The organism is Bacillus sp. C-3-6 (assembly GCF_054509685.1).
This window is the reverse complement of sequence record NZ_CM137247.1, coordinates 4,492,520-4,518,934: the sequence shown is the minus strand read 5'-3', so window position 1 is coordinate 4,518,934 and position 26,415 is coordinate 4,492,520. Positions and strand designations below refer to the sequence as shown.

The following is a 26,415-nucleotide window of genomic DNA, read 5'->3' as shown; positions in this document are numbered from 1 at the left end:
TCTATTTTTTTGTGGTCGGTTGTATTGTGTATATAAATTAAAAAAATGATAGTGTTAGAGCCACCATTTCTCCTGCGGAAGCAAAATAACATCCACATCAAAATTCTCTTTAAACCAATCATACATCAATGTCTCTTTCACTAAATATTCAGAGGCAGAGTGTGATACCCCAATTAGAGACATATTCGTTTCTTTTACATAATCCATAATGAGAGAGTATTTATGTCGGCCGTAATCATTGTCGATATGGCAATGGATTTCTCCTGTAATATATGCTTCAGCACCTTTTTCTTCTGCTTCCTTCATTAAAGATACAACATCGCCACATCCAGCGATAATTGCGATTTTTTTGATGGAATCATGTCGTTTACCTTCGAAGTCTGTGTAAGGAATCTGGAAGAGTTGTTTTAGATGTTTTTGGAGTGCTTCTGTTGATGTTTCATCTATTTCACAAATAAGGCCAATTGGTTCTTGTTCTGGACCTCCATATGCAAAGTCGTCCACTACAGTAGCGTTTAATGCTTTTGCAATTGAAATACTCGTTCCATGTGTTTGATGAAAATCCATTGGTACGTGACATGTATATATAGAAAGTTGTTTTTCTTTTATTCCTTGCAAATATTTTTCAGGAATTGGTATGAAACCGCGGCCTGATCTTCCAATTGGATCACCGCACTCCATTACAAGGGGATGGTGCATAAAGAGTAAATCACCGGGTGTGGATTGTGAAATGAATGTTTCAAGAACGTCATCTGTAGGGAATACAGCTAAAAATACTTTGTTTACATTTTCAGATCCGTGCATCATAAGGCCGTTAAATAAATCTACAAAATTTGCTTCGAAAAATTGTTGCCAAGGAAATTTGATAGGATCATATACGGCTGGGATAAATCGACTAAAGGCGCTATCTTTTCCGTATTTTTCAATTTGAAATAAGTGATCGAGTGATTGCTCTATTTTTTTTAAGGCTGGCATGTTTAAAAATCCTCCTTAAGATGATTCTTGCTTTATGAGTTGTTTATATTCTTCGTAGCAAAATAAGAAGCGGATAGGAAACAAATAAAACCTAGAATCCAGCTAATAGAAGGAGAATAGGGAAGTACATGCTGTAATAGCATTCCGCTAGAAATGAAGAAAATACTAAATAGACCTAATAACATAGGATAGCGTTGTAGTTTGAACACAGATAGTAAACATCCTTTCTCCTGCATGAACTACTCATAAAAGCTCGATTGCTGAAACTTTATCACATATATTGTATATTAGTCTTAATTTTCTGTATATAACTTTTAAGAAAAATGGTGATACAATATATGAATGATAAGAGAAGAGAGGATGAAGATTAACATATGTACGTTACTGTAACAGAAGCAGCATATAAAAAGATTATGGATACGATTCCAAGTGAAGCGAAATATATAAAGTTATTTTACGATAATGAGGGTTGCGGTTGTGTTATGAGCGGAATCATCGATTTAGTAGCTGTAGCAGAGAAAGATGAGCGCGATGTGGATATTGAATCAAGCACAATGAATTTTATCGCTGATCGTACAAAGCTTGTATTTATGGATGATAAGTTAACGGTTGATTGGCATGAAGGTGGAGGAACTTTTCAGTTGAAGAGCCCAAGCCAGTTTTATAATCCAAATATGAAATTACACGTTCGAGTATAGTAAAGGAAATGTGAGTCCAAAATGTATTTTGGACTCACATTTTTTTATTTTATAAGTCGCTATTATTGTCGATATATTGAAAAAATCGCTGATATAAATGGAGTTGCGCTGATATATTCAGAAAATCGCCGATATAATTTCATTTACCAAAACGTCCCAATAGTAAAAAGGTTTTTTCACATAATGAAATGTACATGTGATTGAATTTTCTGTATAATCTTATTTGCGGAGGGGATACGCATGAGAAGATGGGGAATTGAGTTATTAATTTTAAGTGTTGTTATTATTTGGGGGATTAACTATACGATTGCAAAGTATGGATTTTTAGAATTTACAGCAATTGAATTTACTGCACTTCGTATGATGGCGGCGGCACCGCTCCTGTTACTTCTTACCTTTTTTATTGAAAAGTCGGTTTATATGGAGCGAAAGGATATACCTAGATTAATCATTGTTAGCGTTGTAGGTATTGTACTGTATCAAACGTTATTTATGGAAACTGTCAAATATACATCCGCTACAAATGCCTCTTTACTCATTTCTATTTCACCTATTTTTACAACTGTATTTGCGATTTTTCTGAAACAAGAAAATTTTTCTTCTCGAAAGTTAATCGGTTCTATGATTGCTTTTGTTGGTGCAGCATTAGTTTTAGTAGCAGGACATTCACTTACTAGTTCTTTTTATGGCAATGGAATTGGACTTATTACATCAATATGCTGGGGGCTTTATCCTGTTTTAGCAGGACCATTAATTAAAAAATATTCAGCATTACGTGTTACAGCATGGTCTGCATTAGTGGGTGCGATTCCGCTATTATTGTTAAGTGGTCCGCATGTGTTTGTCATGCCATTTCACATTACTCACGGAATGACACAATTTGCTTTACTATATTCTATTTTCTTTGTCACAGTATTTGGTCTAGTAATGTGGTATGTTGGTGTTCAAAAAATTGGGGCGTCACATACGATGGTATATATGTATATAACGCCGCTTGTAGCTGTTTTATTTGCAGCTGTCTGGGCAAATGAATATGTATCGTTTCAACAGATCATCGGTGGAATTATCATTTTTGTCGGTCTATGGTTTGTGAAATCGGAGAAAGTAAAAGTTCATTCTATTGCAGGGGAACCTATATCAAAATAGGAAAACAGATCACCTATGATCTGCTTTCCTATTTTTTTATTTTTGGTAAGAAGATGAGAAATAAGATAGCAGTAATAAGTGGGATTAAGTTTAAAAATGGAATACGGAAGAGTGTAATAAGAATAATACCTGGAAGAAGAACACCGAGGACAGCGTAAAAAATGCTATGGTTTTTCGTGTACCAATACAATGAAAGTCCGATAAGTGCAGGGATAATGAGGTGAATGAGAGCCATTAAAAAATAAATCATTAGACGCCCCCTTTATTTGTGTGCTTATTACATCATATCCGTATGTTCATAGATTGATATCATTTTTTTCATAAATGGACGAAAAAAGTTTGAAAAACCGTCACAAAATATGAGAATATAATGTTTGAAATCTTGTATAATATTATTTTCTAAAAACATTTAAACAACATAAACATACTGTTTATGTTGTTTTTAATTTGAGTGAAATGGATGTAAAGAATATGAATTTGAAAGAATTTTTTTGTCGGATAGATAAGAACGAATGAAGAGAGGTACAGCATGATTAGTATGTCACTAAGATCATTTAAAATCCAATCGTATTATATACTAGGTATTTTGTTACTAGGTTGGATGTTAACACCGTTTTCAGCACACTTTTTAGGCGCTGGAATTGGGCTTATTGTAAGTATGTATTGCGTTTGGCTTTTAGGGAGAAGAATTGAGAAGCTTGGAGATAGTATTGTAAAGAAGACGAAAGCACCGACACTCGGTATGTTTAACCGTTTTGCAGCTGCCATTTTGGGTGCTATTATTATGTACGAAATTGAGCACCACATGGTTATGTGGGCATTTGCAGTAGGGATTATGGGTGGTTATTTCTTAATCGTTGTGAATTTAGGATACTATAGCATGAAAGATGAGAAAGAACTAACAAAGAGCTAAAAGAGATAAAAAGATAAAAGACTTCTTTTTAGATGGAATAGATGATCCAGCCACGAATAGAAGCGGTCAGGGCCTTTTTTAACCCCATACGATGTGAAACCCGAGAGATGTAGCGAGTAGGGATATAATGTATATATTCGAAGCTGTAATTTTATAATCTAGGTCACAGATGAAGAGATTAGCATTTCACTTTATATAAGATATAGAAAGAAGCTTACGTTTTCACGTAAGCTTCTTTTTTATGTAAGTGTGTGTAACCGTTAAGCCGCATTGGGTTTTGTCGGTGAGTACGCGAAACTTTACGGTTACACGACACTTATTCATATGAGTAAAGGGTTATTCCAACAGAAAGTTTTAATTTAAGCGATTGGACCGCCTAAGTTAATAATATCTTCAGAAACGCTTTCGAACTTTTTGAAGTTCTCTTTGAATTCATTTGCAAGCTCGATTGCTTTTGCTTTGTAAGCAGCTTTATCAGCCCAAGTTTGTTCAGGCATTAACACTTCGTCAGGTACACCTGGTACGTGAAGTGGAACTTCAAGACCGAAGATGTCATGTTTAGCTGTTTCAGTTTTTGCAAGTTCGCCGCTTAATGCTGCTTGAATCATTGCACGAGTATAACCTAGGTTCATACGTTTACCAACTCCGTACTCGCCGCCAGTCCAGCCAGTGTTTACTAGGAATACTTTCGCATCGTGTTTCTCGATTTTTTCACCAAGCATTTCAGCGTAGCGAGATGCATCAAGTGGTAAGAATGGTGAACCGAAGCAAGTTGAGAATGTAGCTTGCGGAGATGTAACGCCGCGCTCTGTTCCTGCTAGTTTACTAGTGTAACCACTTAAGAAATGATACATAGCTTGCTCTTTTGATAACTTACTGATTGGAGGCAATACGCCAGATGCATCAGCAGTTAAGAAAATAATTGTATTTGGGTGTCCAGCAACACTTGGCAGTACGATATTGTCGATCGCATGCATAGGGTATGCAGCACGAGTATTTTCTGTTAAAGTAGTATCGTTGTAGTCGGCGATACGCGTTTGGTCATTAATGATAACGTTTTCTAAAACAGATCCAAATTTGATTGCATCGAAAATTTGTGGTTCTTTCTCGTGAGAAAGGTTTACACATTTTGCATAGCAACCGCCTTCAATATTGAATACACCGTTATCAGACCAACCGTGCTCATCATCACCGATTAATTTACGGTTTGGATCAGCAGATAATGTTGTTTTACCTGTTCCAGATAAACCGAAGAATAGTGCTACGTCGCCTTCTTCACCTACGTTTGCAGAGCAATGCATAGAAAGGATATCTTGTTCAGGTAATAAGAAGTTCATAATAGAGAAGATTGATTTTTTCATTTCTCCAGCGTATTCTGTACCACCAATTAGTACGATACGTTTTTCGAATGAAACCATAATGAATGCCTCAGAGTTTGTACCGTCAACAGCTGGATCAGCTTTGAAATTCGGTGCAGAAACAATTGTGAACTCTGATTCATGAGTTGTTAATTCTTCTTCAGTTGGACGAATGAATAATTGATGTACAAATAAATTGTGCCATGCATATTCGTTAATAACTTGAATTGGTAGGCGGTAATTGCGGTCAGCGCCTGCAAATCCTTTGAAGACGAATAACTCTTCTTTTTCTTTTAAGTATTCTAAAACTTTAGTATATAATTTATTAAAATGTTCTTCAGAAATCGGTTGGTTCACAGCTCCCCAAGCAATTTTGTCAGCAACCGATGCTTCTTTCACAATAAATTTATCTTTAGGAGAACGTCCTGTATATTTTCCAGTTGAAGCAGAAACGGCACCAGTCGAAGTTAATTTCCCTTCATTTCGCATTAATACTTTTTCCACTAATTGCGGAACACTTAGTTGAATCTGTGCATTGCTTCCGTTCAATAATTCGTGTAAACCAATTTGGACATTCACAGTACTCATATTTATATACCATCCTTTTCATTTAATGAAATATTTCTCGTAATCCCCAACAAGAGTATAACACAATTATATAAATAATGTATACTATTTATTTCTTTTTGTTTGTGTGAATGCATTATTTCCCTATTAATATTTCATTTCAGGCGTATTGAGAAAAACTTTCAGGAAAATGTGAATATTAATTGACAAATGAATATCATTTCTTTAGTATAGGTTGGGACGGATACTCTCTTATCCCGAGCTGGCGGAGGGACAGGCCCGATGAAGCCCAGCAACCTCACTTGTATTGATAAATGCAGGTGAATAGGTGCTAAAACCTGTGCGAGGCTACAGGTCTCGAACGATAAGAGCGAAGGGCAAAAAGCAGTATGCAAGTAGCAAATTAAACCTTTCCTCTATGTAAAGTAGGAAAGGTTTTTCTGTATGCTTGTGTGGGAGAATAAATGTATGTCGCAGTTTGTGGCAAATTAAGGATGAGTTCCGTACAATATATACAATTACTGTAGGGAGGTTTACCACATGACAAAAAAACGTCATCTGTTCACATCTGAGTCTGTAACTGAAGGACATCCAGATAAAATTTGTGACCAAATTTCTGATTCAATTTTAGATGCGATCTTATCAAAAGACGCAAATGCACGTGTAGCTTGTGAAACAACTGTAACAACTGGTTTAGTATTGGTAGCGGGGGAAATTACGACTTCTACTTACGTAGATATTCCAAAAATCGTTCGTGAAACAATTCAAGGCATTGGTTACACACGCGCAAAATACGGATTCGATGCAGAAACTTGTGCTGTTTTAACATCTATCGATGAGCAGTCTGCTGACATCGCTATGGGTGTTGACCAAGCGCTAGAAGCACGCGAAGGTCAAATGACTGACGCTGAGATTGAGGCAATTGGTGCAGGAGACCAAGGTTTAATGTTTGGTTTCGCATGTAATGAAACACAAGAGTTAATGCCACTTCCAATCTCGCTTGCTCACAAATTAGCTCGCCGTTTAACTGAAGTACGTAAAGATGATACATTATCATACTTACGTCCAGATGGAAAAACGCAAGTTACAGTTGAGTATGATGAAAATGGTAAACCAGTACGTGTTGATACTATCGTAATTTCTACACAACATCACCCAGATGTTACATGGGAAGAAATCGATCGCGACTTAAAAGAGCACGTAATTAAAGCTGTAGTACCAGCAGAATTAATGGATGGAGAAACGAAATTCTTTATTAATCCAACTGGCCGCTTCGTAATTGGTGGACCACAAGGTGATGCTGGTTTAACAGGACGTAAAATCATCGTTGATACTTACGGTGGATACGCTCGCCATGGCGGCGGTGCATTCTCTGGTAAAGATGCAACAAAAGTTGACCGTTCTGCAGCATATGCAGCTCGTTATGTTGCGAAAAACATCGTAGCAGCTGGTCTTGCTGACAAAGCAGAAGTACAACTTGCATACGCAATCGGTGTAGCACAACCAGTATCAATTTCAGTTGATACATTCGGCACAGGTAAAGTATCTGAAGACGTACTAGTAGAACTAGTTCGTAACAACTTCGATCTTCGCCCAGCTGGTATTATTAAAATGCTAGACTTACGTCGCCCAATTTACAAACAAACAGCAGCTTACGGCCACTTCGGACGTACTGATGTAGATCTTTCATGGGAACGTACAGACAAAGCTGCAGCTTTAAAAGAGCAAGCTGGTCTATAATATATGAAAAAAAGCTTTGCGCGGTGAGCGCAAAGCTTTTTTTATTTCGTTTTACTTACAATTTGAATGCATGATTTGCAATATACTTCGCCTTCTAGCTCAATATACTTTTTCGTATTAGTCATGCCTTTTCATACGTTTGTATTTCCTTTTTACATGATTTACAAAGGGTGGTTTTTTACTGGAACATATGCAATCAACCTTTCATTTGACGTGCTTTACCTGCGCAAAAGGCACTGCTTAGTAAAAATAGTGTCGCGAATATAATGCTTACTAATGTAGCGTATGGAATTGCACCTTTTAAGGAAAAGCCGACAGTGATTGAAGCGATGAATAAGAGGATGAATGTTGTTGTTAATTTTTTATAAAGTTCCATACTATGTAGACCTCCAATTTATTTTTTAGTACAAGTTTTAAAATTGAATTCTATTATGTAGAAAATATAAAGAGTAGCTAAAGATGTGTAGTCTAGGAGTATAAGAAAGTGCACTTTCCTTTTTGTGGGTTAGTATACTTATATTGTATCATGGCGCATTATTGGCTTCATACATAATTGTGTAAAGATATGTATGATAAAATGAAGAAAAGTCTTTAAGAAAGGAAAGATAAAAAATGAGTGTAACTGAACATAAAAAACAAGCTCCAAAAGAAGTGCGTTGCAAGATTGTTACGATTTCCGATACACGTACGGAAGAAACGGATAAGAGCGGACAACTATTACATGAATTGTTAAAAGAAGCGGGCCATACAGTAACCTCTTATGAAATTGTAAAAGATGATAAAGAAAGTATTCAGCAAGCAGTGTTAGCTGGTTATCATAAGGAAGATGTAGATGTTGTATTAACAAATGGCGGTACTGGTATTACGAAGCGTGATGTAACAATTGAAGCAGTGTCAGCTCTATTAGATAAAGAGATTGTCGGGTTTGGTGAGCTGTTCCGCATGATTAGTTATTTAGAAGATATCGGAAGCAGCGCAATGTTAAGTAGAGCAATTGGCGGTACAATTGGACGCAAAGTAGTTTTCTCGATGCCAGGGTCGAGCGGAGCGGTTCGTCTTGCGATGAATAAATTAATTTTACCGGAATTAGGCCATATTACATTTGAGCTGCATCGCCAATGAGTAAGTGGGCTGGAATTGTATTAGCGGGCGGTATGTCGAGTAGATTTGGTGAGCCAAAAGCGTTAGCGAGCTGGCAAGATAGTACTTTTATTGAGCATATTTTGAAAGAGATGACAAGTGCGCTCCAAGAAGTGGTAGTCATTAGTCATTCTGATATAAAAGAGCGAGTAGAGCAATTCGTACAAGTTCCTGTTATAGAAGATATTCCGCACTATAAAGGAAATGGGCCGCTTGCCGGCATTGTATCAGGAATGGAATACATAGAAGCAGATTGGTACGCTATTATGCCTTGCGATGCGCCAAATGTTTCGCATGAATGGTTTACCATTTTACTGGAGCAAACGAGCAATGAATATGATGCGGTTGTACCTATTATTAATGGAAGAAAACAGCCGCTACTTGCAGCGTATCATAACCGCGTGAAAGAAAAGATTTATGCTTTACTTCAGGAAGAAAAAAGAAGTATGGGGCAGCTTTTATCACAATGTAATGTGAAGTATGTTTCTGGAGAAGATGTACAAGTGAATGCGGGTTGGTTTATAAATGTAAATACGAAAGAAGAATATGTGCAGGCTCAAAAAGACCTTTCAAATGAATGAAAGGTTTTTTTGATATACAGAATTGGGGAACAATTGCTGTATAAAGGTATGTGAGTAAGTTGATTTTAAGGGGAATTCTTAAAATCATTATACAGCAAAAACACTGTATAACCATATATTAATTTTTATGGGTTTTTATTACAAGTCTGTTTAGTTATGTTTATTTTTGCTATAATGAATATGGAAATAAATGATATTTCACCTTATGTATCATTCATTCAACTAAAATTTACAAGTGTGTAATAAACTCCCTTCGTTTTTTGAAGGGAGTTTTTCTGTTCAAGCAAGTAACTCTGATGCGGTATGCTGAATGACTTCTTCATACTGGTTAAGTAAGCCGCGAAAGATCTCATCCCAGCTTTTTGATTTCGCAAAAGATGAAGCTGCTATTCCCATTTGCTCAAGTTTTTCTTCATTTTGCAATAAAGAATAAATGGATGATAGAAATGCATCCACATTTTTAGGGGGACAAAGAATTCCGTTTTTTCCATCTGTAATAATATTTTTAACCCCGCCACTATTTGCACCAATAACAGGTGTACCGCATGCGAGTGATTCAAGTACGACATTTCCGAATGTTTCAGTAGCTGATGGAAATACCATTATGTTAGAACAAGCATATGCTTCAGCTAAATCCCCGCCTTGTAAATAGCCAGTAAAAGTGACATTTGTTTGCGGAACAGCTTCACGCAAATTTGTTGCTAGAGGGCCGTCTCCTGCGATGAGCCAATGAATGTCGTTTCGAGTATGCGATGTTTTAACGATAAGGTTTTGCAACGTATCAATATCTTTTTCAGGAGCAATTCGTCCTACATAGGAAAGAACATACTTCGCTGTAATATTATATTTTTTTCGGAATAGGTCTGTATTGTAAGCTGGATGAAAGAGTGTGCAATCTACACCACGTGCCCAAATGGAGAGGGCCTGAAAGCCTTTATTTTTTAATTGATGTAATGTTTCAGGGGAGGGAACGAAATTTTTTTGCATATGACTATGAAACCATTTTAAATAGTTCCAAAGCATATTGGAGAGAAATTCAATTTTGTAATAGCGTAAATACGCATCGAAATCAGTATGATAAGAACCGACAACTGGGATGTTTAATTTTTTTGCGTAATACAGTCCACAAAGTCCCATGTTGAAAGGTGTGGCAATGTGAATAATGTCAGGTTTAAAGGAATGAAGTTCCCGTTTAATACGCGGAGTAGGAAAAGAAAAGCGACATTCTGGATATAATATTGTTAACGGGATACTTCTCATCTTGTTCACATTAGCCACGAAATTATCTTCAGCTGTATGTTGAGGGGCGAAAACAGAATAGGCGATCTGTTCTTTCTGAAAGTAACTTGTTAATCGTTCTAACGTTTTCGTAACCCCGTTAACTTGTGGCGTAAAAGTATCGGTAAAAATGGCGACTCTCATCATATCACTCCTTTATGTGAAAAGTGGGATGAATTGATAAAAAGAGATGATGCCAGAGCAAGTGCCAAGGCACATGCCGACGAACACATCTGACGGATAGTGAAGCCCTAAATAAATACGAGAAATACCGACGCATAATGCTAACGGTAATAGGAAAGCAAGTAAGCTTGGATTATAGCAAATAAATGGAATGAAGACAGAGAAAACGGCTGTTGTATGACCAGACGGGAAAGAGTGGTCTTTTAATGGATGGACTGGATATTTCGCATCCTGAATTGTTAAATACGGACGTTTTCGTGGATACCACCTTTTTAATATTTGTACAGGAATATGGCTAATTGCTAAAGAAATAGCATCAGCGATTGCCGCTTGGTGTAAAGTCCCTTTTGCAAAAATTAAAAAGAAAAGTGTAAGTGCAATGGAGAAAGTAGCACCCCCGATATGGGTAATATTGCTGAAAAAGATATTTAATGTTTTTTGATCAAAGTAGCGATTAATTCCTTTAAAAATGTAACATTCTATTTTATATAATCCACTGACCTTCATGAAAATTCTCCTCCCTCGTTTACATATATATGGAGATATTAGCTTTTATTTTAATAAGATTTTGTTGAGGGAGTAATAATGTTTTGTAAAGAAAAAGTTAGTTTTTATATAAAAAAAGCTGCCAGTATTATGGCAGCAGTAAAATCATTTTTGTAGTGATTTATAATATTGACCTTTTTCAACATACTGCGTACGAATACGCTCCATATCTTTACGGTCTGCTTCTGTTAATTCACGAATGACTTTCGCGGGGCGACCGAAAGCTAACGTGTTTGGTGGAATTTTCTTTCCTTGTGAAACGAGGCTTCCAGCGCCGATAAAAGCTCCTTCGCCGATTTCAGCACCATCTAATATAATGGATCCCATTCCAATTAAAGCATCTTTTTTAATATGACAGCTATGTAAAATAACTTGATGCCCAACTGTAACATCATCTTCTAAAATAAGAGGATACTGAGGGCTTTGGTGGAGGGTACATTGGTCTTGTACATTTACTCGGTCTCCAATGATTGTTGGTGACACATCACCACGGATGACCGTATTAAACCAAATACTTGATTCCTCTCCAACGGAAACATCGCCTGTAATCGTAACATAGTCAGCGATAAAAGCACTACTCGCAATTTTCGGATTTTTTTCTTTGTAAGGATATATCATGTAAAGTCTTCCTTTCCTAGAGACTAGTTTTAGTGTATCAAATTATGAGAAAGAGTGAAATGGAGGAGGTCCGTATGTGGAATTATGAAGCAGAGGAAGCGAAAGCTGTCATTGTTATTGTGCACGGCGCAATGGAATATCACGGACGTTACGAAGCCGTTGCGGAAATGTGGAATCATATCGGCTACCACGTCGTGATGGGGGACCTTCCGTCACATGGAACGACTTCAAGAAATAGAGGACATATTGATTCATTTGATGAATACATAGAGGAAGTTAAATTATGGGTGAAAGAAGCAAGAAAGTATAGATTACCTATTTTTCTATTCGGTCATAGTATGGGTGGTCTTATTGTCATTCGTATGATGCAAGAAACGAAGAGAGAAGATGTCGAGGGTATTATTTTAAGTTCGCCTTGTTTAGGGGTAGTGACTGGACCCTCTGCTCCGCTGCAATTTGCTTCAAAAATATTAAATATTGTGGCTCCAAAATTGCAATTTGCAACGAATCTTACGGTGGAAATGTCAACACGTAACCATGAAGTGAGAGATGCAATGGAGAATGATTCTTTGTTCTTGCGCAAAGTATCAGTACGTTGGTATAGTGAATTGATTAAGTCTATCGAAATTGCTCATAAAAAAATAGATGATTTTCCAGATGTTCCGCTCTTGCTAATGCAAGCTTGTGAGGATAAACTTGTAGATAAAACACGTGTCCGCACTTGGTTTGATAATGTTAAAATAAGTGATAAGGCTTTTAAAGAATGGCCGAATTGTTATCACGAGTTATTAAATGAGTATGAGCGTGATGAAATTTTGAGTTATATTCAGTCATTTACTGAAATGCATGTCAATAATATAGTAAAAACAAACAAATAAATCATTATTTGTACATTTAATAGAGGAGATGAAGGAAGAAGTGAACGTACCGAGTAATCCCATAACGCTCATGGCGAAAGTATACCGTGATGTGTTTCCGGTTGTACACCATGAGCTAGCGATGTGGAAAGAGCGTGCCTACCATATTCCGAATGATGAGCTTCATAGTCAGGCAATCGCAAGTATTGAGCATAAAACGTTTCATTGTGAGGGTGGTGGCATTTTATCGCTGCTAGCAAATGAACACCGAGAGGAATGTATTCGTTTTATCGTAGCGTATCAAACAATCAGTGACTATTTAGATAATTTATGTGATCGCAGTACATCACTTGATCCGAATGATTTTGCCGCGCTACATGAATCAATGTTAATGGCACTATCACCTGAAGTGGAAGGTGGCGGTAATTATTATCGTTATCGTGATGATCAAGATGATGGTGGTTATTTAGATGAACTTGTTGAAACATGCCAAGATGTTTTAAAGAAAACGAAGCACTATGACAAAATTGCTCCTGTTCTTCATGAACTGGCTTGTTATTATTGTGATTTGCAAATTCATAAACACGTGAAGTTAGAAGAAAGAGAGCCGCGCCTGAAAATTTGGTTTGAAGCACATAAAGAAAACTTACCTGAGATGAGCTGGTTTGAATTTTCAGCATGTGCCGGTTCTACGCTTGGAATTTTCTGCCTTGTAGCATATGCATTTCATGATGAATTACATGATGAAGATATTGCGAAAATTAGACAAGGGTACTTCCCTTACGTACAAGGACTTCACATTTTACTTGATTATTTCATCGATCAAGAAGAAGACCGCATAGGCGGAGATTTGAATTTCTGTAGTTATTATGAAAACGAGCAAGCTATATTAGATCGTATGAAACACTTTGTAGAAGAAGCAGAGAAGAGCATTGGTGATTTGCCTCATGCGAAGTTTCATCGTCTTATAAGCCGAGGATTGCTTGGTATTTATTTATCAGACCAAAAAGTATCAGCACAAAAGAATATGCACAAAATGGCACGGCGCATTGTAAAATACGGAGGGCTTACTTCACGATTCTTCTATTGGAACGGGAAGATGTACCGAAAGAAAATGGCGCAGTGATGAAGAAAACCACTCATGTAGAGTGGTTTTCTTTTTATTATGATCGTATTTTTGAAAATACATATATGAGAAGTTCAATCGCAAAAATAACTAAAACAGATAGTCCGAATAAAGGCATGACAGCGCCTAGTATAATCATCATGATAAAGAAAACGAGTACGCTTTTCTTATCTCTTTGCTTTGGAGGTGCTGCTAATTTTCCTTTTGGCTTTCTTGCTAACCACATTTTTACTCCGTAATAAATAAGAAGTAATAGAGATAATGTTGTTAGTAAGCATAATATTTTATTTGGCCATCCGAATAAATGTCCTTCGTGAAGTGGGATGCCGTAAGTGAACCATTGTGCAAGTAATCCATAATCACGATAGTCCGTTTTTGAAATGAGTTCCCCGCTATATTGATCAAAGTAAGCTGTTATCTCTTCACTTGGTGCAACATGCATCCCTGTAATACCAGAACCGCTCGATTTCGAAACAGTGAATACACCTTTCGGATCAGCTGGTAGTGAAATAACATATGGCTTCTTTATTTCAATTCCTTTTTGTAATTCATCGACAGAAATTGCTTTCGGTTCATTTGAATTCGATTCAGGAGGAGCTTCTTTTCTTGTTGCCCACGGCAATTCTTTTACCTTTGATTCAGGCGGTGCCATGTACAATTTTGGATATCCGAGTGATTCATTAGAAGATGCAATTTTATAAATTTGGTTCCCCATAAATCCTGACCATGGCAATCCAGATGCGATTAGCAGAAAGAGAGGAATTGTAAATATAATACCGATAATAGAATGACGTCTTTTTGCTTTTTCTCGCTTATTGGATGATGGTGTGTTTTTGAATTGGCGTATACTCATGTACAATCCGGTTACGATTAAAAAGATTGTCCAGCATGCTGCAAGTTCTACAGTATAGTTGACGACAGTGCCACCAACTAAAAGAGAACTATGTAATTCCCTCATTATATTGGCAAACGTTTCACTTGCGTTTTGATCCCCAACAATTTGATTATTACTATCTAAATACACATATTTTTGTTGCCCAGTATACTCATTTGCAATTGTAAGTCTCGTATTATAATCCCCATTAAACTCACTAATTTTCGCCACGCTATAATGTGGATATTTTTTCTCTGTTAAGGAAATAGAATCAGACATCGAAATAGATTCTGTTTGAGCACTCTTCCCAAAATATAAATCTTTATAGATGAAATCTTCAACTTCCTCCCGAAATAAATACCCAATTCCGCTCAGTGACAACGTAATAAGAAGCGGCGTAATAAAAAGTCCAGCATAAAAATGCCAACGCCAAAAAATGTAATGAAGCGAACGATTTTGTTTCATACTTTCAGTTCCCCTAACCTTCCCTATATGAATAACTACTTATTTAATATAGCGAGATTAAGTGTGATTACTTTGAAAGAATTGTGAAGAAAGTTAAAAGTTTTTAGGGTTTTCAACGTTTATAAATGTTTCTACTTATTTGATAAATACATTTCAACAACCGCTTCAGCAAGACATTGAGCAGAATCAACAAAATCCTCACTCGCCACCACATTCAAATCGGTACATGCGATAATTGCAGTATCTACTTCATCTTCCAACTGTAAAACGAGCGCATTCCATAATTCGCGAGCTTCTTCAACCTCCCCAGATTTAATATAAGTAATGATTTGATTAATCATTTCCTGCCATTTTTCATGATGAATATACTCTATATTACGTTTTACAATCCCGTCTTGGTAAATACCGGCTTGAATTGTCGCTTCTGTTGCGAGAAGAGCAACTCTTTTTGTATTTTCAGGAATTGCTTGTAACGTTTCATCGACTATATTTAAAATCGGGATAGAAAGCGAACGCTGTAATTCTTCAAAATAAAGATGCGCTGTATTGCACGGCATAGCGATAAAGTCTACGCCAGTACTTTCAAGTTTTTGTGCCCCTTCAATAATCGCTTTTTTCATCGTCTCGTGATCAATAGGACGATCCATGTAAAACGGTGTTGGGCACGAATAAATCATCATATGAGGAAAGTCCATATCATGTTTTGCTCCGTATATTGTTTGGCACCTTGCTACAACTGTATCGACGAATGGACCAGTTGATTTTGGCCCCATTCCTGCTAGTATTCCGATCATTGGTTTGTCTCCTTTAAGAATGTATATATCCATTATATAGGAGAATAAAAAAAGACGTGCAGTGAATGCACGTCTTTTTTTGTTATGTTTTGTCGAACAATCGATATATCCGAGAAATCGTTGATATATTGTAAGTTATGATAGATATATCGAAAAAATCGTTGATATATTATCGCTTCTCAATCGCCACAATAAATGGCGGGTTATTTTGTTGATTAATGAAGCCGTATCGCAGTACGTGTGCTTGTTTTTGGTCTAGTTCTTCGGCAAATTTGAGAACAGCGTCGCGTTCTACTTGTCCTTCTGGGTGTCCGTGGTAAATAACAAGGACGATGATACCTTCAGGTGCCATTACTTCTAATAATTGTTCGATCGCTGAGATTGTTGAGTTCGGTTTTGTAACGATATGCTTGTCTCCGCCTGGAAGGTAACCTAAGTTGAAAATTGCGCCTGTTACTTTTCCTTTTGCATCTTCCGGTAATACGGATAGAAGCGTATCGTGACTATCGTGAACTAAAACAGTACGTTCAAAAAGCTCTTTTTCTTTTAGACGAGTTGTTGAGCTTTCAATTGCCTCTTTTTGAATATCAAATCCAAATACTTTTCCGTTATCTCCAACGATTTCAGCTAGGAAGCAAGTGTCATGGCCGTTTCCTAAAGTTGCATCTACAGCGTAATCGCCTTCTTTTACTGCTGTTTGCAAGAGAGTGCGAGCAAACGGTAATACACGTTCTAATTTCATTTTTGTTTCTCCTCATTTGCATATTTTCCTTGCCAGCTTCCGCGGCGCACAAATTCTGCATCGATGGAATTTAATACTTCCCATTTATTTAAGCTCCACATTGGGCCAATCATTAAATCAGGTGGACCGTCACCTGTGATACGGTGCACAATTACGTCTTCTGGAATAATTTCAAGTTGGTCAACAACGAGACTTACGTAATCCTCAAGAGAAAGGAACTCGAGTTGTCCTTTTTCATATTGCTTCACCATTGGCGTTCCTTTTAATAAGTGAAGTAAGTGGATTTTAATTCCTTGTACGTCAAGCTTCGCTACTTCACGAGCTGTTTCCATCATCATGTCGTAATCTTCAAGAGGAAGACCGTTAATAATATGAGAGCAAACTCTAATGCCGTGCTTACGTAATTTATTTACACCTTCCACGTAAGATGGGTAATCATGAGCGCGATTAATAAGGTTTGCAGTGCGTTCATGAACAGTTTGTAGTCCGAGTTCAACCCAAAGATAAGTGCGTTTATTTAAGTCCGCTAAATATTCAACAACATCGTCTGGTAAACAATCCGGACGAGTTGCGATAGAAAGACCGACAACGTCTTTTTCTGCTAGAAGCGGTTCGAATTTTTCTTTTAACACTTCAAGTGGTGCATGTGTATTTGTGTAAGCCTGGAAATAAGCGATACATTTTCCATCTTTCCACTTTGAGCGCATTTTTTCTTTCATTTCATGATATTGCGTTATAACATCATCGCGGCGATCGCCAGCGAAGTCACCAGATCCAGCAGCACTGCAAAATGTACAACCGCCATAAGCAACTGTACCGTCACGGTTCGGGCAATCGAAGCCAGCATCTAATGAAACTTTAAAGATTTTTTCACCAAATTCATTTCGTAAATGATAATTCCATGTATGATAACGTTTATTGTCGTTTGTATATGGAAAAGGGTTTTGAACCTTCATTACTTTCCCTCCTAAGCCGAGTCAAAATAACACAAAATCCATTATAACATACTCATAAGGTTCATAAGGAAGGGACACACTAAAGGGGAATTGAAGCAAGGAGGGACAATTATGGCAGAGCGTCAATCACTTGAATCGTATATTACACAAGCGGAACAAGCGGTGGAATATGCGAAAGAACAATTAGATCTTGGTATGAGACAGGAGCATTATAATACGATGGAGTATTCGGATGCGCAGCTACAATTAGAACAAGCATATAACGATTTACAAACGATGCAACAACATGCGAATGATGAGCAACGTGAGCAATTAAATAGAGCACGTATGGCAATTCGCCAATTGCAACATCAAATGATTATTACACCGCACTAATAAGGAGTGAATGTAATGGCGAAACGTTCAGATCAAAATAACCCAGAGCAAAAAACGCAAAATGGACATAACGCTGAGTTTTCGAATGAGCTTGATCCGATTGTTCAAGTGAAACAGCGTAATAGTAAAAAAGGACAACCTCAAAAATCGAAACAATCAGAGTAAACCAGGTCGAAATATGACCTGGTTTTATTTTGCTATATGACAATAATGTAAGATTTATGTAAGGTTTGTCGATAGTTGTGAACAGCTTTCTCCAGTAGAGTAAGGAAGGATTAAATTTTATACAAGGAGTTGCTTTATGGGGAACAATATTACAAACAAGCGAATTGATGAGTTAGATTACATTCGTGGCTTTGCATTACTGGGGATTATTTTAGTAAATATTCTTGCACTACTTCATATTAAAATCCCAGATCCTAATACAGTGGATGCGAGCTATCAAAGGTTTCTATACTTATTTGTAGAAGGTCGTTTCTTCTCAATCTTCTCATTCTTATTTGGAGTAGGATTTTATATCTTTATTTCAAGAGCGATTGCGAAAGGGAAAAATGGCTATGTTTTATTTTTACGTCGCTTAGTTGCATTATTTATTTTTGGTTTAATTCATCAAATGTTTCAGCCTGGAGAAGCACTAGCGTTATACGCAATTTGCGGGTTAATCGTTTTACCGTTTTATAAAGCGAAAAAAGAAGTGAACCTAGTACTAGGACTTATTTTGACAATTGCCTTCAGTGTAATGGGAGTTAAAGAACTATTACCACTTGGCTTAATTTTATTAGGGCTTGCTGCAGGACAATATCGTGTATTTGAAAATCTCGCGCAAAATATAAAGAAAGTCGCTATTTTTACAGGTATTATGTTTGTTTTAAGTGTCATAGCTGTATGGTATCAATATGGGCACGTTCCTGCTGAACCATTTATAAATATGATACTTGAGAATGAGGATGGAACAATGAATGCTGCAAGCCAATTTTTAAAAATTGGTGTTACAGTTGGACCGATTATTTCAGCTTTCTATGTTGGAGCATTAATTTTATTACTCCAATTAAAACCAGTTCAAACATTGTTAGTACCACTGAAATATTATGGCCGCATGGCTTTAACGAATTATATTGGACAAACTGCAATGATTTTAATCGCAGGAAGTGTATTTAACTTTGCAGAAAACTTAACGTACATGCAGACTTTATATGTGTGTATTGCAATTTATGCAATTCAAATTGTATTTAGCGTAATTTGGATGAAAATCTTTAAAATGGGTCCATTAGAATGGATTTGGCGAGTTGTTACGTATTGGACGGTAACACCTTTAAAGAAATAGAGAGAGAAATGGGCTATTCCTTTTGTGGAACAGCCCATTTTTATTTTCATCTTTTTCGGAAAGTTGATATTCCTTCGCGAATCGCCGATATATATTGGAAATCGCTAATAAAATTTCATTTATCAACGAACCTTACACACTTATCTTTTTTATATTACAAAAGTGTAAGGTAAATGTAATGTTAACAAATAGCAGTTCGCCTCTAAAAAGCGCAAAATAGGTAATGGAAAAACAAGCGTAGGAGGATATATATGACGAAACCAGTTGTAGACGTGAAAAACGTTCAAAAAGTGTACGGTAAAAAAGGTGAGAACCAATCACATGCATTAAAAGGTGTTTCATTCTCAATTCAAGAGGGTGAGTTTGTAGGGATTATGGGACCATCTGGTTCTGGTAAAACGACATTATTAAATGTAATTTCAACGCTTGATAAAGCAACGGGCGGCGTTGTTGAAATTGCGGGTACGGATATTACGAAAATGAAGCAAGGTGAGCTTTCTGATTTCCGTTCACAAAAATTAGGATTCATCTTCCAAGACTTTAACTTATTAGAGAACTTATCTATTTATGAAAACATCGCACTTCCATTATCTCTTCAAGGTGTCGCGTCACGTAATATTGGACCGAAAGTAGAAAAAGTAGCGGATATGTTAGGGATTACAGAAATTCTTCAAAAGTATCCATCTGAAGTATCTGGTGGACAGAAACAACGTTCAGCAGCAGCGCGTGCTTTAGTACATGAGCCTGCAATTATTTTAGGGGACGAGCCAACAGGAGCGCTTGATTCTAAAAATGCAACGAGTTTACTTGATGCGATGACAAACTTAAATAAAGATCAAGGCGTATCTATTATGATGGTTACACATGATCCGTACAGTGCAAGTTACTGTCAGCGTATTTTATTCATTCAAGATGGTGAGCTATATAAAGAAATTCACCGCGGCGGTACACGTGAAGAGTTTTATAAAGAAATTTTAGATGTGCTTGCGGACTTAGGCACACAAAAAGCGTAAGAAAGGGGGTTCTAGAGCATGTTATTCAAACTTTCCATGTCAGGGCTAAAGAGTAAGCTAAAAGATTACATCGTCTTACTTGTCGGTCTTGTCATGTCGATTTCAATTTTTTATATGTTTCAAACGTTAGCACTAAATGAATCATTTCTTGAATCTAATTCAGTGATTAAATCAATCGGATTTGTATTCCAAGCAGGTTCATTTTTATTAGCAATCATAACGTTCTTCTATATTTTATATGCGAACTCTTTCTTACTATCTCTTCGTCAAAAAGAGTTTGGTATGTATATGATGTTAGGAGCAAAAAAGCATAAAGTTACATTACTTATGTTTATTGAGACAATTGTATTAGGCGCCGCATCTCTTGCGATCGGTATTACAGTTGGTGTAGGACTTGCAGAAGGTATCGGTCAATTATTAATGAAACAATTAGAATTTGCTGGTGAAGGCTATAAAGCATTTTACCTGCCATCAATGACTGTTACTTGTATTTTCTTCTTTGCATTATTTGTACTATCAGCAATTATGAACAGTATTAAGTTATCACGTATTTCTGTATTGCAACTTGTACATGCAGATGCACAAACAGAACGTGTTGCAGTAAAAGGAAAAATGACAGGTTTAGTTGCATTCCTAGCGGTTATTTTATTAGGAATTGGCTATGCATCAATGATTTATATGGAAAAATTAAGAGAGATGGGAATCCTTATTGCATTAATTACAACAACAGCTGGTACTTACATGCTATTTGGATCACTTCTTCCAGTCATTATTAAAAAGTTAAAAAGTAATAAAAAGCGTAGTGAAAAAGGACTTAATGCTTTTACATTTGCACAATTAAATTTCCGTATTAATAGCTTAACGAAAGTACTTGCAACAGTAGCGATGTTAGTTGCTCTTGGAGCTGGTGCAATTTCAGGTGGTATGGCGTTTAAAAATAACGTTATAAAAATGGTTGATGGTTTAGTAATCTATGATTCAGTAGTTCATAATCCGACAGCTGAAGAAAAGAAAATTTTAGACGGTATTACATTTAAAGAGAAAAGCGAATATCGTTACAAAGTAGATGATAAATACGTTTACTATGTAAAAGAAGATTTAGAGAAAAATCGTCCTTTAGTAAAAGATATGGAAAATATGAAGTCGATGAAGGATTTAGTAAATACGAAGAAGGCTTCACAGGAATTACCAGTAGGCGCAGTTTCTAGAGAAATGAATGAAAAAGATGCGAACGCTAAAGAACTTCCAGAAGAATGGGTCGATGCTTTTAGCACAATTCATCCATATTATATATATGAAGATCATGCAATTAAAATTGTAGATCAAAAAATGTACGATGGGATAAGTGGTAAAGAAGGTATAGCATTTATCGGAAAAGCAGATGATTTCTTAACATATACAAAAGAATGGAAAAAACTTGACGAGTTGCAACTAGATAAATATAAAAATGTAACAGCTGAAAGAATGAACAGTAAATATCAATCTTACGACATGTTCTATGGTGTTGCGAGTGGAACAGTATTTATGGGCTTCTTCCTTGGAATTGCTTTCTTAGCAATGATGGCAAGTTGTTTAATGTTCAAAATTCTTTCTGGTGCCTCAAAAGATATTACGCGTTATCAAATGCTTCGTAAAATCGGGGTACGCCGTGAATTATTAACAAAATCAATTTATAAAGAGTTATTCTTAGTATTCTTATTCCCAGCAATTGTAGGTATTGCTCACGTATTAGTTGGTATGAATATTTTCGGATTTATTTTACTTGATCCGTACTTCCGTATTTGGGTACCGATTGTTATCTTCGTAATTATTTATGCAATTTATTACTTCATTACCGTTCAATTGTATAAAGGAATTGTTCTTCCGAAAGAAGATTAATAAAAAACCGAGCGAAATTGCTCGGTTTTTATTATTTTCAGAAAAAACACTTTAATGTTACTGAAATATATAATATAATGTAAATAAGTAACGTAATATAAAAGTAGAAGCAGCTGGATAAGGAAAGGAGGAATCCAATCTATAGAAAGAAGCTGAACTTTTATCCCCTATTTCTTTTCAAACCACAACGTATTTGTACAATCGTAAATTTCCAAATTGAAAATTGCTTGAATCACAAAAGTATATTGTGAAAATAATGGATAATACATGGAAATCTCATAGCATGATAAGGTAAAATGGACAACATGATGAGAAAATTACCGTTCATAAGATGAGGAGAATACATGTATGGAAGTTGTAGAGGCATTAAAAGATATAAGCCAAATTGAAGCTATGAAAAAATATTTAAAAGAGCACTCCCAGCGAGATTATCTTTTATTTGTTATTGGAATTAACACAGGATTAAAAATTACAGAACTACTTAGTATGAAATTTGAAGATGTATTAAATGAAGACGGGACTATTAAAGAGTTTTATACTCTTCCTGTGAAAGATGAAAAATTTAAACAAGATATTTATTTAAATACAAAAGTAAAAGAAGCGCTTTTAGATTACGTACAATCTATTGGCGTTAAAAGAGAAAATTACGTATTTCAATCTAATAAAACGCCAAATTCAATTACGCGCCAACAAGCGTATCGTGTAATTCATAATGCTGCAGAAGCAGTTGGAGTTGTTGGTAAGATCGGAACAAATTCAATGCGAAAAACGTTTGGATTTCATGCGTACAAAAGAGGGATAGCGATTGCGTTATTGCAAAAACATTTCCATCACGCGACTCCATCAGAGACGCTAAAGTATTTAGGCATCTCAAAGGATGAGACCTTTAAAACGGAGATTGATGTCGATTTATAAAAGCCGTAACTAAAAAAATTAGGAGGCGGAAAATATGAATATTAGAGAGAGTGAACTGCCGGGTATTGGATGTAAGTTTGAAGTGATTACAAAAGGTAATGAAAAGATGGTTATCGTTATTCATGATGATGGCCGAAGAGAAATGTACCATTTTGATGCTGATCATGAGGAGAGTATTTCAAGCGTCTCTCTTCGTGATTCCGAAGCGAGACAAATTGCAGCTATATTGGGCGGAATGGTATATAGGCCACAAGCTTTAGATACGATTGAAATGGCCTTTGAAGGATTATCAATTGAGTGGTTTAAGGTGGAAAATAATGCACCAGTGGTACAAAAAACAATTGGTAGTTTACATGTCCGAAACACATATAATGTAACGATCATTGCCATTTTGAAAAAGAATATGAAGAAGTTCTTTAATCCAGGTCCAGATTCTATCATTGAAGCTGGCGATATGCTTGTATTATCAGGCGAAAGACATGAAGTAAAAAGAATTATTAATGAGTTGCTTTCAGTAGGAGGGGATTCATAATCGATGGATACTTTAATCTTTGAAGTTGGGACTGCGTTAGTATTAGTCGCTTTTGCAGCTATTCTCGCTGCAAAGTTAAAGTTCTCGATTATTCCGTTTCTCATTATACTCGGTATGCTAGTGGGGCCACATGCGCCAGATTTAGGGCTTATCGATTTAAGATTTATTGAAAGCGGAGAAGTTATTTCCTTTCTCGGCCGTGTTGGCGTTATATTCCTCTTATTCTATTTAGGCTTAGAATTCTCAATTAAAAAATTAATTAAATCTGGAAAATCAATTGCTTTTGGGGGGACTGTTCATATATCGCTTAATTTTATATTAGGTTTACTTTACGGATATATAATGGGTTTCCCCTTATTAGAAACATTAATTATTGCTGGGATCATAACAATTTCATCGAGTGCAATTGTTGCGAAAGTAATTGTTGATTTAAGAAGATCTGGTAATAAAGAGACGGAGCTAATTTTAGGAATCATTATGTTTGATGATATCTTTTTAGCAGTATATTTATCAGTCGTTTCAGGATTAGTACTCGGAGGGGCAACGTCATTTGTAGGTGCTCTTACATCTATTTTAATCGCAGTAGGGTATATGCTACTATTCTTTGTAGTTGCTAGAAAAGCTACACGATTCTTAAATAAAATGTTAGATATTTCGTCCAATGAAATTTTCATTATCGTAATATTCGCTATTTTATTCTTTGTAGCAGGATTTTCAGAAACGATTCATGTCGCGGAGGCAATTGGAGCATTATTATTGGGGCTCGTCTTTTCAGAAACAGAGCATAGTGATCGAATTGAACAGCTCGTTGTTCCGTTTCGTGATTTCTTTGGAGCTATATTCTTTTTCAGCTTCGGTTTAAGTATAGACCCATTTTCGCTTGGGGGAGCAGTTTGGTTGGCATTAGGAGCAGTTTTCATTACTCTTATCGGTAATTTTACTGCTGGAATGGTAGCGGGGCGTAAAGCTGGGTTATCGCATAAGGCTTCTACGAATATCGGTTTAACACTTGTATCACGCGGAGAATTTTCCATTATCGTCGCGAATATTGGAATTGCGGGCGGCTTAATGGCAACGATTAAACCATTCTCAGCTTTGTATGTTTTAATATTAGCATCGTTAGGACCTTTGTTAACGAAAGAATCTGGGAGAATATATTCCTTATTAGATAAAATATTTAAATGGAGCGCTAAAGAAAGTGCAAAGCGAGAAAAAGAAGTTGGATAGTATAAATAAGGGTAGACTGCATGAAAATTTCATACAGTCTACCCTTTTATATATTGTTACTGTTGTCGTTTTTTGTCGGTAAGTTGATATATTTTAATAATCGCTGATATATTTCAAGTTGTGGTCGATATAATTGAAAAATCGCTGATATATTTTGAGTTGCGGTCGATATATTTCCAAAATCGCTGATATATTTTCAAGCAGGGATAAATATAATTTCATTTACCGTCGAACCATTATCTGAATTTCATCAACTATTAATCAGTTGCCTTCCTATTTAAAAACGACTACAATTTTACTGTTATATATATGAACGAAAAAAATAGAATAGGAGGGGAAACTATGCCAAGGAAAGTATGGCTATTAGTAGCTGGGATGATTATTAATGTCACGGGTGCTTCTTTTTTATGGCCTTTTAATACAATTTATTTGCATGATCACCTAGGCAAATCTTTATCTGTGGCCGGAATGGTATTAATGATCAACTCGCTTACTGGTGTAATCGGAAACTTGCTCGGCGGTGTTTTATTTGATAAATGGGGCGGTTATAAATCAATTTTAGTAGGGATTGTCATTACACTTGTATCGATTTTAGGTCTTGTATTCTTCCACGGTTGGCCGTTATATGTTGTGTGGCTAGCGTTAATCGGCTTCGGTTCTGGGATGGTCTTCCCATCGATGTACGCGATGGTTGGTACGGTTTGGCCAGAGGGCGGAAGACGAGCGTTTAATGCGATGTATGTTGGACAAAACGTTGGTATTGCGATTGGAACAGCGTGCGGTGGTTTAGTTGCTTCATATCGTTTTGATTATATTTTCTTAGCGAACTTTATTTTATACTTTGTTTTCTTCTTAATTGCTTTTATCGGATTCCGTGGTATGGAAGACAAGAAAGAGCCAGGAGTGCAAAAAGAAGTCGAAACGAAAAAAGGGTGGTCACTTACACCTGGATTTAAAGCACTTCTTATCGTGTGTGTAGCATATGCTTTATGCTGGGTTACATACGTACAGTGGCAAGGAGCGATTGCAACACATATGCAAGAATTGAATATTAGCCTTCGTCACTATAGTTTATTATGGACGATAAACGGAGCGATGATTGTTTGTGCGCAGCCACTTGTTAGTATGCTAATTCGTTGGATGAAGCGTTCTTTAAAACAGCAAATTATGATTGGAATCTTCATTTTTGCGGCGTCATTCATTGTGTTAAGTCAAGCGCAGCAATTTACGATGTTCCTCGTTGCGATGGTAACATTAACAATTGGTGAGTTATTTGTATGGCCTGCGGTTCCAACGATTGCAAATATACTTGCACCAAAAGATAAATTAGGGTTTTATCAAGGGGTCGTAAATAGTGCGGCGACTGTAGGGAAAATGTTCGGGCCGGTCGTTGGCGGAGCAATTGTGGATTTATACAATATGGAAGTATTGTTTATAGCAATCATGGTAATGCTTGTAGTAGCGCTTATAGCAACGAGTATTTATGATAAACGAGTAAAAGTAGAAGAAACAGTTGAAGAAAAAATTGCAGTTTAGTTTGACGGAACATGTTCACATGTTTTAGAATATATTTAAATAAAACAACCTTTAGAAC

At 36.4% G+C, this 26,415-nt stretch carries 28 protein-coding genes and 1 riboswitch; of the genes, 17 read left to right on the top strand and 11 right to left on the bottom strand.

Annotated elements, in window-relative coordinates; all coding sequences use genetic code 11:
* Nucleotides 1-54 precede the first annotated feature (54 nt).
* Nucleotides 55-975 (bottom strand): Nif3-like dinuclear metal center hexameric protein, encoded by a 921-nt coding sequence (locus tag ACW0JX_RS23240; RefSeq protein WP_095690110.1) that lies wholly within the window; start codon nucleotides 973-975, stop codon nucleotides 55-57.
* 374 nt (nucleotides 976-1,349) lie between these two features.
* Here ACW0JX_RS23240 and ACW0JX_RS23235 point away from each other — a divergent pair, with 374 nt between their 5' ends.
* Entirely contained in the window at nucleotides 1,350-1,673 is a 324-nt protein-coding gene (locus tag ACW0JX_RS23235; RefSeq protein WP_000289570.1) for an iron-sulfur cluster biosynthesis family protein, read from the top strand.
* A gap of 240 nt (nucleotides 1,674-1,913) precedes the next feature.
* A complete protein-coding gene (locus ACW0JX_RS23230; RefSeq protein WP_053563509.1) occupies nucleotides 1,914-2,819 on the top strand; it encodes a DMT family transporter in 906 nt (301 codons plus the stop codon).
* 28 nt (nucleotides 2,820-2,847) lie between these two features.
* On the opposite strand, the gene ACW0JX_RS23225 is transcribed toward ACW0JX_RS23230, so the two are convergent.
* Entirely contained in the window at nucleotides 2,848-3,069 is a 222-nt protein-coding gene (locus tag ACW0JX_RS23225; protein WP_000639042.1) for a hypothetical protein, read from the bottom strand.
* A 279-nt stretch (nucleotides 3,070-3,348) separates the two neighbouring features.
* On the opposite strand from ACW0JX_RS23225, the gene ACW0JX_RS23220 reads away from it, so the two are divergent.
* Nucleotides 3,349-3,732: an ATP synthase subunit I gene (locus ACW0JX_RS23220; RefSeq protein ID WP_000624926.1), complete on the top strand. Its 384-nt coding sequence runs from the start codon at nucleotides 3,349-3,351 to the stop codon at nucleotides 3,730-3,732.
* Nucleotides 3,733-4,091: 359 nt separating this feature from the next.
* Here the strand turns inward: ACW0JX_RS23220 and pckA are convergent, their stop codons facing one another.
* Nucleotides 4,092-5,678 (bottom strand): phosphoenolpyruvate carboxykinase (ATP), encoded by a 1,587-nt coding sequence (gene pckA, locus ACW0JX_RS23215; protein ID WP_053563510.1) that lies wholly within the window; start codon nucleotides 5,676-5,678, stop codon nucleotides 4,092-4,094.
* Nucleotides 5,679-5,906: 228 nt separating this feature from the next.
* Nucleotides 5,907-6,028, top strand: a riboswitch (SAM riboswitch).
* Between the two features lie 169 nt (nucleotides 6,029-6,197).
* Between pckA and metK the strand changes: the two genes are divergently transcribed.
* The gene (metK, locus tag ACW0JX_RS23210) at nucleotides 6,198-7,397 is read left to right on the top strand and encodes a methionine adenosyltransferase (protein ID WP_000163117.1); all 1,200 of its coding nucleotides are present in this window, start codon (nucleotides 6,198-6,200) and stop codon (nucleotides 7,395-7,397) included.
* 196 nt (nucleotides 7,398-7,593) lie between these two features.
* On the opposite strand, the gene ACW0JX_RS23205 is transcribed toward metK, so the two are convergent.
* A complete protein-coding gene (locus tag ACW0JX_RS23205) occupies nucleotides 7,594-7,773 on the bottom strand; it encodes a hypothetical protein (protein WP_000424797.1) in 180 nt (59 codons plus the stop codon).
* Nucleotides 7,774-8,009: 236 nt separating this feature from the next.
* On the opposite strand from ACW0JX_RS23205, the gene ACW0JX_RS23200 reads away from it, so the two are divergent.
* Both ACW0JX_RS23200 and ACW0JX_RS23195 read left to right on the top strand, forming a co-directional pair.
* A complete protein-coding gene (locus tag ACW0JX_RS23200; RefSeq protein WP_000117130.1) occupies nucleotides 8,010-8,519 on the top strand; it encodes a MogA/MoaB family molybdenum cofactor biosynthesis protein in 510 nt (169 codons plus the stop codon).
* Nucleotides 8,516-9,118 (top strand): molybdenum cofactor guanylyltransferase, encoded by a 603-nt coding sequence (locus ACW0JX_RS23195; RefSeq protein ID WP_089171868.1) that lies wholly within the window; start codon nucleotides 8,516-8,518, stop codon nucleotides 9,116-9,118. Before ACW0JX_RS23200 ends, ACW0JX_RS23195 begins: the two co-directional genes overlap by 4 nt.
* 279 nt (nucleotides 9,119-9,397) lie before the next feature.
* On the opposite strand, the gene ACW0JX_RS23190 is transcribed toward ACW0JX_RS23195, so the two are convergent.
* The 3 genes from ACW0JX_RS23190 to ACW0JX_RS23180 form a co-directional block, all read right to left on the bottom strand.
* The gene (locus tag ACW0JX_RS23190) at nucleotides 9,398-10,540 is read right to left on the bottom strand and encodes a glycosyltransferase (RefSeq protein WP_168410135.1); all 1,143 of its coding nucleotides are present in this window, start codon (nucleotides 10,538-10,540) and stop codon (nucleotides 9,398-9,400) included.
* A 12-nt stretch (nucleotides 10,541-10,552) separates the two neighbouring features.
* Complete coding sequence (locus ACW0JX_RS23185; protein WP_459245103.1) at nucleotides 10,553-11,086, bottom strand: phosphatase PAP2 family protein; 534 nt, start codon at nucleotides 11,084-11,086, stop codon at nucleotides 10,553-10,555.
* A 144-nt stretch (nucleotides 11,087-11,230) separates the two neighbouring features.
* Nucleotides 11,231-11,743, bottom strand: a complete 513-nt coding sequence (locus tag ACW0JX_RS23180) for a gamma carbonic anhydrase (RefSeq protein ID WP_440029868.1) — start codon at nucleotides 11,741-11,743, stop codon at nucleotides 11,231-11,233.
* A 74-nt stretch (nucleotides 11,744-11,817) separates the two neighbouring features.
* Here ACW0JX_RS23180 and ACW0JX_RS23175 point away from each other — a divergent pair, with 74 nt between their 5' ends.
* A complete protein-coding gene (locus ACW0JX_RS23175; protein ID WP_459245102.1) occupies nucleotides 11,818-12,621 on the top strand; it encodes an alpha/beta hydrolase in 804 nt (267 codons plus the stop codon).
* Nucleotides 12,622-12,661: 40 nt separating this feature from the next.
* A complete protein-coding gene (locus ACW0JX_RS23170) occupies nucleotides 12,662-13,726 on the top strand; it encodes a tetraprenyl-beta-curcumene synthase family protein (protein WP_459245101.1) in 1,065 nt (354 codons plus the stop codon).
* Nucleotides 13,727-13,763: 37 nt separating this feature from the next.
* Here ACW0JX_RS23170 and ACW0JX_RS23165 read toward each other — a convergent pair whose 3' ends face one another.
* The 4 genes from ACW0JX_RS23165 to ACW0JX_RS23150 form a co-directional block, all read right to left on the bottom strand.
* A complete protein-coding gene (locus ACW0JX_RS23165; RefSeq protein ID WP_422422972.1) occupies nucleotides 13,764-15,065 on the bottom strand; it encodes a PepSY-associated TM helix domain-containing protein in 1,302 nt (433 codons plus the stop codon).
* A 131-nt stretch (nucleotides 15,066-15,196) separates the two neighbouring features.
* Nucleotides 15,197-15,859: an aspartate/glutamate racemase family protein gene (locus tag ACW0JX_RS23160; protein WP_459245100.1), complete on the bottom strand. Its 663-nt coding sequence runs from the start codon at nucleotides 15,857-15,859 to the stop codon at nucleotides 15,197-15,199.
* Nucleotides 15,860-16,028: 169 nt separating this feature from the next.
* Nucleotides 16,029-16,601 (bottom strand): class I SAM-dependent methyltransferase, encoded by a 573-nt coding sequence (locus ACW0JX_RS23155; protein ID WP_000764489.1) that lies wholly within the window; start codon nucleotides 16,599-16,601, stop codon nucleotides 16,029-16,031.
* Nucleotides 16,598-17,557: a TIGR01212 family radical SAM protein gene (locus ACW0JX_RS23150; protein ID WP_000868033.1), complete on the bottom strand. Its 960-nt coding sequence runs from the start codon at nucleotides 17,555-17,557 to the stop codon at nucleotides 16,598-16,600. The genes ACW0JX_RS23155 and ACW0JX_RS23150 overlap by 4 nt, the downstream gene beginning before the upstream one ends.
* 111 nt (nucleotides 17,558-17,668) lie before the next feature.
* On the opposite strand from ACW0JX_RS23150, the gene ACW0JX_RS23145 reads away from it, so the two are divergent.
* From ACW0JX_RS23145 to ACW0JX_RS23105, 9 genes are all read left to right on the top strand, one after another.
* A complete protein-coding gene (locus tag ACW0JX_RS23145; RefSeq protein ID WP_000840865.1) occupies nucleotides 17,669-17,932 on the top strand; it encodes a YtzC family protein in 264 nt (87 codons plus the stop codon).
* A 15-nt stretch (nucleotides 17,933-17,947) separates the two neighbouring features.
* On the top strand, nucleotides 17,948-18,097 hold the full coding sequence (locus ACW0JX_RS23140; protein WP_001129340.1) for a hypothetical protein: 150 nt from the start codon (nucleotides 17,948-17,950) through the stop codon (nucleotides 18,095-18,097).
* Between the two features lie 136 nt (nucleotides 18,098-18,233).
* Nucleotides 18,234-19,256 (top strand): DUF418 domain-containing protein, encoded by a 1,023-nt coding sequence (locus tag ACW0JX_RS23135; RefSeq protein ID WP_459245099.1) that lies wholly within the window; start codon nucleotides 18,234-18,236, stop codon nucleotides 19,254-19,256.
* 251 nt (nucleotides 19,257-19,507) lie between these two features.
* Nucleotides 19,508-20,269, top strand: a complete 762-nt coding sequence (locus ACW0JX_RS23130; RefSeq protein WP_000165837.1) for an ABC transporter ATP-binding protein — start codon at nucleotides 19,508-19,510, stop codon at nucleotides 20,267-20,269.
* Between the two features lie 18 nt (nucleotides 20,270-20,287).
* A complete protein-coding gene (locus ACW0JX_RS23125) occupies nucleotides 20,288-22,147 on the top strand; it encodes an FtsX-like permease family protein (RefSeq protein WP_053563518.1) in 1,860 nt (619 codons plus the stop codon).
* Between the two features lie 348 nt (nucleotides 22,148-22,495).
* A complete protein-coding gene (locus ACW0JX_RS23120; protein ID WP_168410140.1) occupies nucleotides 22,496-23,062 on the top strand; it encodes a tyrosine-type recombinase/integrase in 567 nt (188 codons plus the stop codon).
* A 34-nt stretch (nucleotides 23,063-23,096) separates the two neighbouring features.
* Entirely contained in the window at nucleotides 23,097-23,594 is a 498-nt protein-coding gene (locus ACW0JX_RS23115) for a cation:proton antiporter regulatory subunit (protein ID WP_001026053.1), read from the top strand.
* A 3-nt stretch (nucleotides 23,595-23,597) separates the two neighbouring features.
* Entirely contained in the window at nucleotides 23,598-24,821 is a 1,224-nt protein-coding gene (locus ACW0JX_RS23110) for a cation:proton antiporter (protein ID WP_000380176.1), read from the top strand.
* Between the two features lie 342 nt (nucleotides 24,822-25,163).
* The gene (locus ACW0JX_RS23105) at nucleotides 25,164-26,357 is read left to right on the top strand and encodes an MDR family MFS transporter (RefSeq protein ID WP_001137538.1); all 1,194 of its coding nucleotides are present in this window, start codon (nucleotides 25,164-25,166) and stop codon (nucleotides 26,355-26,357) included.
* Nucleotides 26,358-26,415 lie beyond the last annotated feature (58 nt).

What these genes read in the sequence shown, in the direction of transcription:
- ACW0JX_RS23110 (WP_000380176.1), top strand. Translation starts at nt 23,598, where the DNA reads ATGGATACTTTAATCTTTGAAGTTGGGACTGCGTTAGTATTAGTCGCT.
- ACW0JX_RS23155 (WP_000764489.1), bottom strand. Translation starts at nt 16,601, where the DNA reads ATGAAATTAGAACGTGTATTACCGTTTGCTCGCACTCTCTTGCAAACA.
- ACW0JX_RS23125 (WP_053563518.1), top strand. Translation starts at nt 20,288, where the DNA reads ATGTTATTCAAACTTTCCATGTCAGGGCTAAAGAGTAAGCTAAAAGAT.
- metK (WP_000163117.1), top strand. Translation starts at nt 6,198, where the DNA reads ATGACAAAAAAACGTCATCTGTTCACATCTGAGTCTGTAACTGAAGGA.
- ACW0JX_RS23185 (WP_459245103.1), bottom strand. Translation starts at nt 11,086, where the DNA reads ATGAAGGTCAGTGGATTATATAAAATAGAATGTTACATTTTTAAAGGA.
- ACW0JX_RS23135 (WP_459245099.1), top strand. Translation starts at nt 18,234, where the DNA reads ATGGGGAACAATATTACAAACAAGCGAATTGATGAGTTAGATTACATT.
- ACW0JX_RS23190 (WP_168410135.1), bottom strand. Translation starts at nt 10,540, where the DNA reads ATGAGAGTCGCCATTTTTACCGATACTTTTACGCCACAAGTTAACGGG.
- ACW0JX_RS23165 (WP_422422972.1), bottom strand. Translation starts at nt 15,065, where the DNA reads ATGAAACAAAATCGTTCGCTTCATTACATTTTTTGGCGTTGGCATTTT.
- pckA (WP_053563510.1), bottom strand. Translation starts at nt 5,678, where the DNA reads ATGAGTACTGTGAATGTCCAAATTGGTTTACACGAATTATTGAACGGA.
- ACW0JX_RS23240 (WP_095690110.1), bottom strand. Translation starts at nt 975, where the DNA reads ATGCCAGCCTTAAAAAAAATAGAGCAATCACTCGATCACTTATTTCAA.
- ACW0JX_RS23235 (WP_000289570.1), top strand. Translation starts at nt 1,350, where the DNA reads ATGTACGTTACTGTAACAGAAGCAGCATATAAAAAGATTATGGATACG.
- ACW0JX_RS23175 (WP_459245102.1), top strand. Translation starts at nt 11,818, where the DNA reads ATGTGGAATTATGAAGCAGAGGAAGCGAAAGCTGTCATTGTTATTGTG.
- ACW0JX_RS23200 (WP_000117130.1), top strand. Translation starts at nt 8,010, where the DNA reads ATGAGTGTAACTGAACATAAAAAACAAGCTCCAAAAGAAGTGCGTTGC.
- ACW0JX_RS23230 (WP_053563509.1), top strand. Translation starts at nt 1,914, where the DNA reads ATGAGAAGATGGGGAATTGAGTTATTAATTTTAAGTGTTGTTATTATT.
- ACW0JX_RS23140 (WP_001129340.1), top strand. Translation starts at nt 17,948, where the DNA reads ATGGCGAAACGTTCAGATCAAAATAACCCAGAGCAAAAAACGCAAAAT.
- ACW0JX_RS23205 (WP_000424797.1), bottom strand. Translation starts at nt 7,773, where the DNA reads ATGGAACTTTATAAAAAATTAACAACAACATTCATCCTCTTATTCATC.
- ACW0JX_RS23225 (WP_000639042.1), bottom strand. Translation starts at nt 3,069, where the DNA reads ATGATTTATTTTTTAATGGCTCTCATTCACCTCATTATCCCTGCACTT.
- ACW0JX_RS23195 (WP_089171868.1), top strand. Translation starts at nt 8,516, where the DNA reads ATGAGTAAGTGGGCTGGAATTGTATTAGCGGGCGGTATGTCGAGTAGA.
- ACW0JX_RS23130 (WP_000165837.1), top strand. Translation starts at nt 19,508, where the DNA reads ATGACGAAACCAGTTGTAGACGTGAAAAACGTTCAAAAAGTGTACGGT.
- ACW0JX_RS23150 (WP_000868033.1), bottom strand. Translation starts at nt 17,557, where the DNA reads ATGAAGGTTCAAAACCCTTTTCCATATACAAACGACAATAAACGTTAT.
- ACW0JX_RS23180 (WP_440029868.1), bottom strand. Translation starts at nt 11,743, where the DNA reads ATGATATATCCTTACAAAGAAAAAAATCCGAAAATTGCGAGTAGTGCT.
- ACW0JX_RS23220 (WP_000624926.1), top strand. Translation starts at nt 3,349, where the DNA reads ATGATTAGTATGTCACTAAGATCATTTAAAATCCAATCGTATTATATA.
- ACW0JX_RS23160 (WP_459245100.1), bottom strand. Translation starts at nt 15,859, where the DNA reads ATGATCGGAATACTAGCAGGAATGGGGCCAAAATCAACTGGTCCATTC.
- ACW0JX_RS23115 (WP_001026053.1), top strand. Translation starts at nt 23,097, where the DNA reads ATGAATATTAGAGAGAGTGAACTGCCGGGTATTGGATGTAAGTTTGAA.
- ACW0JX_RS23105 (WP_001137538.1), top strand. Translation starts at nt 25,164, where the DNA reads ATGCCAAGGAAAGTATGGCTATTAGTAGCTGGGATGATTATTAATGTC.
- ACW0JX_RS23145 (WP_000840865.1), top strand. Translation starts at nt 17,669, where the DNA reads ATGGCAGAGCGTCAATCACTTGAATCGTATATTACACAAGCGGAACAA.
- ACW0JX_RS23120 (WP_168410140.1), top strand. Translation starts at nt 22,496, where the DNA reads ATGGAAGTTGTAGAGGCATTAAAAGATATAAGCCAAATTGAAGCTATG.